This window comes from candidate division TA06 bacterium, assembly GCA_016208585.1.
Classification (GTDB): Bacteria; Edwardsbacteria; AC1; order AC1; family EtOH8; genus UBA5202.
In genome coordinates this window covers 1-8,290 of the sequence record JACQXR010000161.1, presented here as the reverse complement: position 1 = coordinate 8,290, position 8,290 = coordinate 1, and the positions used below count along the sequence as shown (strand labels likewise).

6 protein-coding genes are annotated in these 8,290 nt (G+C 52.5%); 4 read left to right on the top strand and 2 right to left on the bottom strand.

Annotation, left to right across the window (positions count from 1 at the left end; all coding sequences use genetic code 11):
• Window positions 1–349 precede the first annotated feature (349 nt).
• The 4 genes from HY768_11560 to HY768_11545 all read left to right on the top strand — a co-directional run bounded on the left by HY768_11560 (window position 350) and on the right by HY768_11545 (window position 5,347).
• Window positions 350–1,636 (top strand): hypothetical protein, encoded by a 1,287-nt coding sequence (locus HY768_11560; GenBank protein ID MBI4727832.1) that lies wholly within the window; start codon window positions 350–352, stop codon window positions 1,634–1,636.
• Window position 1,637: 1 nt separating this feature from the next.
• On the top strand, window positions 1,638–3,734 hold the full coding sequence (locus tag HY768_11555) for an ABC transporter ATP-binding protein (protein ID MBI4727831.1): 2,097 nt from the start codon (window positions 1,638–1,640) through the stop codon (window positions 3,732–3,734).
• Window positions 3,735–3,847: 113 nt separating this feature from the next.
• Entirely contained in the window at window positions 3,848–4,465 is a 618-nt protein-coding gene (locus HY768_11550) for a class II aldolase/adducin family protein (protein ID MBI4727830.1), read from the top strand.
• A 60-nt stretch (window positions 4,466–4,525) separates the two neighbouring features.
• Window positions 4,526–5,347: a hypothetical protein gene (locus HY768_11545; GenBank protein ID MBI4727829.1), complete on the top strand. Its 822-nt coding sequence runs from the start codon at window positions 4,526–4,528 to the stop codon at window positions 5,345–5,347.
• A 91-nt stretch (window positions 5,348–5,438) separates the two neighbouring features.
• On the opposite strand, the gene HY768_11540 is transcribed toward HY768_11545, so the two are convergent.
• Together HY768_11540 and ligA are read right to left on the bottom strand one after the other, a co-directional pair.
• Entirely contained in the window at window positions 5,439–5,885 is a 447-nt protein-coding gene (locus HY768_11540) for a hypothetical protein (GenBank protein ID MBI4727828.1), read from the bottom strand.
• Between the two features lie 7 nt (window positions 5,886–5,892).
• Window positions 5,893–7,893, bottom strand: coding sequence for an NAD-dependent DNA ligase LigA (ligA, locus tag HY768_11535; protein ID MBI4727827.1), 2,001 nt, complete (start codon window positions 7,891–7,893; stop codon window positions 5,893–5,895).
• Window positions 7,894–8,290 lie beyond the last annotated feature (397 nt).

Sequence of the window (8,290 nt, the reverse complement as noted above, 5' to 3'; positions counted from 1 at the left end):
GAGTTTGAGCAGGTTCATAAAATGCTCAACCGGAAAATCTACAATTTGGATCGTTTTTGTAAGTGACCCTAAAATACGGAATCAGTATTTACAATGCTTTGGGAGGTTTTTTGTTGCATATTGCGCATTTTTGAGGTTTATACAACCAGCGCGATGTTTTTCCCAACGAGGTGCAGATACTCTGGGGATTTTCTCCAGACAAGAATCTCCGCACAGCCGATTTCCGTTGCTTCCGGATATCTTTTTTCATGAACACCTCCTAATTAAAGTTTGGTGTTCATTATAAAGCAAGCTGTGGCTATTCGATTGTCAAAAAGCGTTTGTGAACGATGTCTTGGCAATAAAAAGTGTGAACGATGTCCTGGCAGTTGTCAGCTATTGCTTTATAAAAAACAGCACCGGACGCATTGCTGTCATAAAGCATAAAAACAACATGGTTTTCCCTTGTTTTGACTATTCGGTTTCTCCCAACGGCCATACCGAAAAAATTCCCGCTGAAGCATTGAGGTGCTGCCATATTCATACCGTCGTTTTAAAAAGGCTTTTCAACAAATACAACAAAGCCAAGAATACATTTATTCGCGCTTATCTTTTGGACAATATCGGAGGCCTTGGTAAAACAAAAAGTAACTTATATTGGAAAAACCTTGACGGCATTATGGGCCAAAAGGGAATCATTCCAGATGTAAGCACTAAACAATTTGCCAGAATATGTGCCAAGGCGACAAAAAATGAGCTTTGTCCCTGGCAAAATCCCGGTTGGCACCAAAAAACGCAAAAATATTTTATTGAAACCCTGAGAAAAAAAGAGAAGGTAACGGGCAAGATACGCGTTCAACAAATTAAAACCTGGGATTTGTCTTGCGTTCTAAAGGCCGTTACCAATAAAGGCAGCTATTTTTTAAAGGCCATCCCGGCAAAATACAAATTCGAAGCTTCTCTTTCTGCCTTTCTTTCTAAATTTCTTCCTCAGTATTCCCTTGAATTGGTCGCCATAAAATTACCGGAGAATTACCTGGTTTCCAAAGAGGCCCAAGGTAAAACACTTGACCAACTGCACGGCACAATACGATGGGAAAAGGCTCTTAGTGATTTTGCTTTGTTCCAAATTTCCTTAATACCAAAAACCAAGGAACTGCAAAGATTGGGCATTCCAACCTGGCCAAAAGATACACTGGAAAAAACCCTGTTCCTGCCGGCCGGGAAATATCCCGGCGCAAAAAGGATGTTTAAGGATGCCGACTTGAGAATCATGGATGCAAAAATAGCAAGGCTAAAAAAACTATATTCCCAAAACAGGATAAACACCATACCGGACACCTTGGAACACGGTGATTTTTGGGCCGGGCAGGTATTTTACAATAACGGGAAAACTAAATTTCTAGATTGGAGCTTCGCCACCATTACAAACCCCTTCTTTTCTTTGATTTGTTTTTTTGATCATATAAAATACTATCGGAAAGATATTGGCAAGGCCGCTGTGTTACGTTTAATAAACGCCTATTTAAAACCCTGGGAAAAATATGCTGCCCAAAACCAGCTTGCCAGATATTTTGCCCTATCACAGCAGGTCGCTATTTTATATTATGCCCTTGTCTATAAAAGAATCGACACCTTGAAAATGCTTTTGGAGTAAAATGCCCGGACACGATCACCACGAATTCCACGAAGAAGCCGCCCTGGGCAGCATCTACGACGCCCGGCTGATAAAAAGGCTTTTGATCTATCTGAAGCCTTACCGGGTTCATCTGTCCGTTTCCCTTTTAGTCCTGCTGGCGGTGACCGGGTTCGAGCTGGCGCTGCCCCACCTCACCAAGGAGGCCATTGACCGCCACATCATCGTCTCTGGGTGCAAGGCCGTGCTGGACCGCCCGGTTCCGGGGACCTTTAAGCTTTCGGGCGATACTGTGCTGGTGGACGTCTCCAGGCTTTTTTCCGATGATAAATACTCTATGGCCTGCTGGCAAAAGCAGGGCCTGGCCGGCAACACCTCATATTATTATTTTGAGCTTAAGAACTTTCCCCAGCCGGAACCGGTTCTTTCCATTGTTTCCAGCCGCCCCGGGATATTTTCCCGTTACGGCGATGTGGTGTTGATCAGGCATTCTGACCTGAAGAGCCTTTCTGCCGGGGAAATTTCCACTTTGCGGGCCCGTGATTTTGCTGGGATCAAAAGGATCGGGTTACTTTTTTTAGGCCTGATAGTGTTGGGTTTCGCCTTGAATTTTTTCCAGACCTTCCTGGTGCTGCTGGTGGGACAGCGTTTCATGCATGACCTGAGGCGCAAAGTATTCGCCCGGCTCCAGTTGCTGGACATGCGCTATTTTGACCGCAACCCGGTGGGGCGCCTGGTGACCCGGGCCGCCAACGACGTGGACGCCGTCAACGAGGCCTTCACCTCGGTGTTCCTGGCCCTGCTCCGGGATATGCTGCTGACCCTGGCCATCCTGGGAATGCTGTTCTTCTACAGCCTGAAGCTGGCCCTGGTGGTGATGGCCCTGCTGCCTTTCATCGCGCTGTGGACGGTGTTCTTCCGGATCCGGGCCCGCGACATCTACCGCCGGATCCGAATCCGGCTGGCCCGGCTCAACGCCACCCTGCAGGAGAACATCTCCGGGGTCCGGGTGATCCAGATCTTCCGGCGCCAGGCCGAAAGCGTCCGCCGCTTTAAGCTGGTCAACCGGGATTATTTCCAGGCTTCCATGCAGGAAGTGCTGGTGATGTCCTTCTTCCGGCCATTAGTGGAAGTGATCTCCGGAATCGGCCTCGGCCTGATCATCTACTACGGCGGCGGCCAGGTGATCCGGCAGAACATCTCGCTGGGAGCGCTGGTGGCCTTCATCACCTACCTCCGGATGTTCTTCCGCCCCATCCAGGAGCTGACCGAGAGCTACACCGTGCTGCAGTCGGCCATGGCCAGCTCCGAGCGCATCTTCCAGCTTTTGGACGAGCCGGTGACCATCAAAGATATTCCCCGGGAGCCGGAGCCGGAGCGGGCGGCAGGCCGGATAGAATTCCGGAACGTCTGTTTTGAATACCTGCCGGGCGAGCCGGTACTGAAAGACATAAGCTTTACCGTGGCCCCCGGCGAAAAGGTAGCCCTGGTGGGTTCCACCGGCAGTGGCAAGACCACCATCATCAATCTGCTCTCAAGGCTGTATGATGTGACCGGCGGGCAGATACTGCTGGACGGGACCGACATCCGGGAGCTGGGGCTTTCCAGCTTGCGCTCCTCCCTGGGGGTGGTGATGCAGGACGTGTTCCTGTTCTCCGGCGACATCAAGGGTAACATCCGGCTGAACAAGAAACTGTCGGACGAAAAAGTGAAGGAGATCGCCCGCCAGGTCCACGCCGACACTTTTATCGAGCGGCTCCCGGGGAAATACGACCATGAGGTCAGGGAACGGGGGGTGACCCTTTCGGCCGGTGAGCGCCAGCTGCTGTCGTTCGCCCGGGCCCTGGCTTGCGATCCCCCGGTGCTGACGCTGGACGAGGCCACCGCCAACATCGACTCGGCCACCGAAAAGCTGATTCAGGACGCCCTGGACATCCTGATGCGAGGGCGGACCTCCATCGCCATCGCCCACCGCCTCTCCACCATCAAACACGTGGACCGGATCTACGTGCTGCACAAGGGGCAGATCAAGGAAGTGGGCGCCCACCAGGAGCTGCTGAAAAAGCGAGGGATCTATTACAACCTCTACCAGTTGCAGCACGGGAAAGAGACAGAGTGACTGGAGCTTTATCTGGGCCATATGGGACGCGGATAAACACAGATTTGTCTGATCGGTTTTTTAACCGTTTCAAACTCTCAAACATTTCAAACGCCAGGGGAAAAGAGTGTAATATGCCTTCATTTAAAAAACAAATAATAGGTGTGTGTCAACGTTTGGACGCCCTGGGTTTCGTCCCCGCCACCGACGGCAACGTCTCGGCCCGGCTGGACGAGAAGAGGATCCTGATCACCCCTGCCCTGTTGCGCAAGGGGGATATTAAGGAATCCCAGCTGCTGGTGACCGATCTGGAAGGCCGGGTGCTTAAAGGCCGGGGCCGGCCTTCTTCGGAGATTAGGATGCACCTTTATGCCTATAAAATGAGGCCAGACATAACGGCCATCGTTCACGCCCATCCGCCCTACGCCACCGCCTTCGCCGCCGCCGGGCTGGATATCAAAGCCCCCCTGCTGCCGGAGGTGGTTCTCACCGTGGGTCCCGTTCCACTGGCCCCGTATGCCACGCCCTCGACAGAAGAAGTACCCCGCTCCATCGCGCCGTTGATAAAAAAACACCAGGCTCTGCTGCTGGCCAATCACGGGGTCCTGACCCTGGGGAAGAATTTAGACGGAGCCCTGCAGCGGATGGAAAGGGTTGAACATCTGGCCAAGATCGCCTTTTTGGCACGGGCCCTTAAGCGGCCTCAATATTTAAATGAAAAACAGGTTAAAAAACTTCTTGACTTGCAATAAATAATATGGGATACTTTGGCAAATAAAAAATCAACCAATAACATTTAAAAGGAGCAGGAGATGAAACAATTAAAACTATACTTGGCGTTGGCCATGATTGCCCTCGTGGCATTTGGCTGCAGCAAGGACAAACCAACCGAGCCACCACCAACCACAACGACCACCACCGTTACTCAGCAAACCTCTGCCGCCAGCGCCGGGGAAGACATGGCTTCCACCTGCGAAAGTGGAGTTGGTGACTTCAGCGGTTACCTTTCGGGCTTTAAGAAAGCTTCCGGCAAGACCGTTTATGACAGCACCTATTGGTGGGGCCCGGATGCCACCGGATGGTATTACTTGTATTGGAATGCAATCGGCGGCATTGTCCACCCCGACAGCGCCGGAAGCGACACCACTAACTACGCTTGGCTTTGGAAGATAAATTTTTATCATAAGCCGGACGCCCCCGATTCAGTGGAGTGGTATTGGACCTACAGCGATACCTTTGCCGCCTACTTTTCGTATCATGGCAAGGTTATGTACGACCACGACGGCCTGCATATCAAGGGATTCTGGACTTGGGGCGTATATACCCCGGCAAGCTATGATTTCTCCTGGTCATTTACCTTTGACAGCATCAGCACCGCTACTAACGATTACCAGGGGCATTACAATTTTACCTGCAATAATTGGCCCTGTTACACCGGCAGTGGTTATGAGCTGGTCGCTCTGACCGGCGACTATCGCTTCAATGTTGACGGTTCCGGCGCAGGCTCTCTCTCTCTCAACAGCACCGAGGTCGTGCGTTATGTGTTCTATGCTATGTCAGCCGCCACCAGGGGTTATTACACCTTGGCCGCCGAAAGCTGGGCCACCCAGCACAGCTTTGGCTCAAAAAAATAGCTCGGACTGGTACAATAAAAAAGCGGGAGAGCATACGCTCTCCCGCTTTTTTGTTGATCCGTCATGATACCGTAAGGGCAATTCACTTGGCCTACATAGTCCGCCAGCCTGATAGTTTTATTGTGTGCGAAGTTGGAAAGCGGACGAAGTGGTGTAAAGCGCGGCACAGGTGACGCCGTTGGACAACAAGTCGGCGGTAGAATTTTTTAGCGACCAGGGTGGCGTGCTTGGGGTCTTTAAATTTTCGCTCGGCCGGGAAAATATGGTTTTTAAGCCACCCCAGCAGGGCGTCGTCGCGGTGGCCCCGCACATAGTACTGGGAAAGGTGGGTGTGGCAGTCTACCAGCCCGGGGATGATAAAGGCATCGGCTGGAGTGTTGATCTTCGTTAAATTCAGCATTGGCGCATTTTTACGCGGACCACAGTACAGAATGTGTCCGTCTTCGTTGAAGATCAGGGTCCCATCCTTTGTAAACTTGCATTTTTGCGGGCTTTCAGGGTTCAGTATCCCGGTATTTATTTTATAAATCTTACCCATTTGGTCATCACTTCAACATTTTCTCGAATTCGGTTTGGTCAATGATTCTAACCCCCAGCTTCTGGGCCTTGTCCAGTTTGGACCCCGGCTCGCTGCCGGCCAGCATCAGCGAGGTCTTCTTGGAAACCGAGGATGTTACCTGCCCACCCCGGCTGACGATCAGTTCCGTGGCCTGCTCCCGGCTGTATTTGAGCAGGGTCCCGGTCAGCACCACCGTCATCCCGGCAAAGGTCTGGGGAGCCACCGTTCCTGCGGACGATTCCATGTTGACCCCGGCCTTCTTCAGCTTCTCCAAGACCTGCCGGTTCTTTTTTCCGGCGAAAAAACTTTCCACCGACTGCCCCACCGCGCCGCCCAGACCGTAGATTTTGGAGATGTCCTCGCAAGTGGCTTTTTGCAGATTGTCCAGGGAGCGATATTTTTGGGCCAGCAGCCGGGCCACCTGGGCGCCCACGTTGTCAATCCCCAGGGCCAGAAGTACTTTCCAGAAAGGGTTGTTCTTGCTGTTTTCTATCCCTTTAAGAAGGTTCTCGGCCGATTTCTTTCCCATCCGATCCAAATTGACCAATTGTCCACCTTTCAAAGAATAAAGATCCCCATAATCCCTGATCAATTCCCGGTTGACCAACAGCTCCACCATGGCGCTGCCCATGCCGTCGATGTCCATCGCTCCCCGCGAGGCGAAATATTCGATCCGCCCCTTCACCTGAGCCGGACAGGAGACGTTGAGGCAGCGCCAGGCCGCCTGTTCCGGTATACGATTGATGGGCTCGCCGCAGGAGGGACAGGTCTTGGGCATCTTTACCGGGCGGGCAGTGGCCGGCCGCTTTTCCAATACTACTTTTATTATCTGGGGAATGATCTCCCCGGCCTTTTCCACGAATACCGCATCCCCGTAATGAATGTCCTTTTTGACCAGCTCGTCTTCGTTGTGCAGCGAGGCCCGCGAGACGGTGGAACCCGACAGCAGCACCGGCTCCAGTATTGCCACCGGCGTGACCACCCCGGTGCGGCCCACGCTGAACTCCACGTCATTCAGGATGGTGGCGGCCTGCCGGGCCGGGAATTTGTAGGCTATAGCCCAGCGCGGGCTGTGGGCGGTGGCGCTTAAGATCTTCTGCTGGGCGAAGGAGTTGACCTTGATCACCATGCCGTCGGTCTCGTAATCAAGCTCGTCCCGTTTGTTCTCCCACTGATCGCAATATTCGATCACGGTTTGGATGTCAGGGCACAGCCTGATGAAGGGGTTGACCTTGAACCCCGCCTCTTTCAGCGCCTCCAGAGTGGAATAGTGGTCCGAAAGTGCGGCCGGGGCCTGCCCCACCCCGTAGATGAAAATGGAAAGGCGGCGCTCGGCCACGGCCTGGGGATCCAAAAGTTTCAGGGTGCCGGCCGCCGCATTGCGGGGATTGGCGAAGGGCGACTCGCCCGCTTCTTCCTTCTCCCGGTTGATCCGCAAAAATTCCTGGCGGGGCAGATAGACCTCGCCCCGGGCCTCCACCTCCTGCAGTCCGAGAGATTTGTCTGACAATTTCAACGGAACGGCCTTGATGGTCCTGATATTGGCGGTAACGTCGTCGCCCTTGGCGCCGTCGCCCCGGGTGGCCCCCTGGTGGAACCTGCCGTTCTTGTACTGCAGCGACACCGCCAGCCCGTCTATCTTCAACTCGGCCACATATTGATATTCCTGCCCTTCCAGGATCTTGGCAACCCGGGCGTCGAACTCCCTCAGCTCCTCGGCCGAATAAGTGTTGTCCAGCGAAAGCATCGGGGTCTGATGGCTCACGGTTTTGAAGGCCTGCCGGGGCTGCCCGGCCACCCGCTGGGTGGGCGAGTCTGCGGTGACCAGCTCCGGGTATTTTTCTTCCAGCGCCTTCAGCCTCTGCATCAGGGCGTCGTACTCGCGATCGGAGATGGAGGGATCGTCCAGCGCATAGTAGCGGTGGTCGTGTCCGGCTATCTCGGCCCGCAGTTTTTTTATTTCCTTTTCGTCAGTTTCCCGGTTCATATTTTTCCGTGTTTATTTATTCCGTGGTAAGGTTCTATGTTTTCCTGGACACCAATAGCATACTAAATTATAATGATTTCGTCAAGACGGTAGTTGCACCTGCCACAAAGGCAAAGGAGAAAATTTTAATTTGGACCTTATTTGCCTGAATTCCGTAGCATAAATATACACTACAGTCCTTTGAGGAGCTGAGGAGATACAGCTTTAAGGATGCGTTCTTGGCGTTTTGTTAATGTGACAATACTGGATAAGGTAAGACCTTTTGACTGATCACGCAAATACACTTTGTACATGGTGGCCAATTCCTTTAATGCTTCGGTAGGCGAAATACCTGTTTTCTTCAGCTTGAATTTCAGCAAGGACAACAATAAGTATGATAGATAGCAAATGAATATAT

Coding starts and splice junctions, on each gene's coding strand:
- HY768_11555 (MBI4727831.1), top strand. CDS start 1,638: ATGCCCGGACACGATCACCACGAATTCCACGAAGAAGCCGCCCTGGGC.
- HY768_11550 (MBI4727830.1), top strand. CDS start 3,848: ATGCCTTCATTTAAAAAACAAATAATAGGTGTGTGTCAACGTTTGGAC.
- HY768_11540 (MBI4727828.1), bottom strand. CDS start 5,885: ATGGGTAAGATTTATAAAATAAATACCGGGATACTGAACCCTGAAAGC.
- ligA (MBI4727827.1), bottom strand. CDS start 7,893: ATGAACCGGGAAACTGACGAAAAGGAAATAAAAAAACTGCGGGCCGAG.
- HY768_11545 (MBI4727829.1), top strand. CDS start 4,526: ATGAAACAATTAAAACTATACTTGGCGTTGGCCATGATTGCCCTCGTG.